Source organism: Pseudonocardia pini (genome assembly GCF_013870575.1).
Taxonomy (GTDB): domain Bacteria; phylum Actinomycetota; class Actinomycetes; order Mycobacteriales; family Pseudonocardiaceae; genus Pseudonocardia; species Pseudonocardia pini.
In genome coordinates this window covers 1-1,209 of record NZ_JACBXB010001163.1, presented here as the reverse complement: position 1 = coordinate 1,209, position 1,209 = coordinate 1, and the positions used below count along the sequence as shown (strand labels likewise).

1 protein-coding gene is annotated in these 1,209 nt (G+C 75.4%); it reads left to right on the top strand.

Annotated features, from left to right (window positions below; translation table 11 throughout):
* Positions 1-663 precede the first annotated feature (663 nt).
* The coding region (locus tag H5J29_RS33475) for a 2-keto-4-pentenoate hydratase (protein WP_220188240.1) at positions 664-1,209 on the top strand (546 nt) is incomplete at its 3' end.

Genomic DNA, 1,209 nt, shown 5'->3' with positions numbered 1-1,209 from the left:
CGCCGGCGCCGCGGGGGCGGCGGCCGGCGGGAATCCGGCGATCGCGCGACGGCTCCGGGGGGAGCGATGCCGTGCCACGATCTTCCTTCCGTGGATCTCGACGAGGCCCGGACGTCCGGTCGGGGATTCCGGAGCGGGCCGATCGGGGGTCGGCCCGGAGTCCTCTTCGTGACCTCGTCGTGATCCGAGGACGACGCTAGTGGGTCCCCGCGGCCCCGAACCCGTCCGGTTGCGTCCGACGAGACCACCGGGACGGACCCGGCGGCGAGCGGTGGGGGAAGCGTGGGACCCGGCATGTCGGCGCACCGGGGCCACCCCCGGAGGTGCCGTTCGGCGCACGGGGCGACCGAGTGCCCCGCTCGTCGCGCCCCTGAGCAGCGAAGACACCACAGCGCGTCACCGGGCTGTGGCTGCGGTCACCCGGGACCCGAGCATCGCGCACGACGAGCGGCGTTCTGCGGCGTGGGTCACGTGATCGGGAACAGCCCACCCCCGCCCCGTCAAGCGGGCCGGAGTCTCGGCGCGCGGAACGCCCGCCGCTGGCCGCGTGCGGGGAGGATGGTGGCCGATGGCGGGCGCGCTGTACGCGGCCGTCCCGATGACCCCGGGCGACGTGGTCCGGGCCGAGTCCGACCGGCTGGGGCCGGTCACCGTGAGGGTCGCATGAGCGTGAACGTCCCCGAGCTCGCCGCTCGGTTGAGCAAGGCCGTCGCCGACCGCACCGCGATCGGCAGGCTGTCCGACGAGTTCCCCGGGCTCGACCTGCCGACCGCCTACCGGGTGCAACGCGAGCTCCGCGGCGCCGCGGGCCCGCTCGCGGGCTGGAAGCTCGGGCTGACCTCGCGCGCCAAGCAGGCGCAGGTGAACGTGAGCGAGCCGATCTTCGGCTTCCTGCCCGCCGCGGGCGCCCTCGACCTCGGTGAGCCGCTGGACACCGGCGCCCGGATCCAGCCACGCTGCGAGCCCGAGATCGTGTTCACCCTCGGCCGCGACCTCGCGGGCCCGCACGTCACCGCGGCGGAGGTGCTGGCCGCGTCCTCCGGGGTCGCCGTCGGGATCGAGGTCCTCGACTCGCGCTACGTCGGCTACGACTTCACCACGCCGGACGTCGTCGCCGACAACACCTCGGCCGCCCGCTACCTCGTCGGTGCCCCCGTCTCCCCCGCCGGGATCGACCTGCGGCTCGTGGGCGTGGTGCTGGAGCGGAAC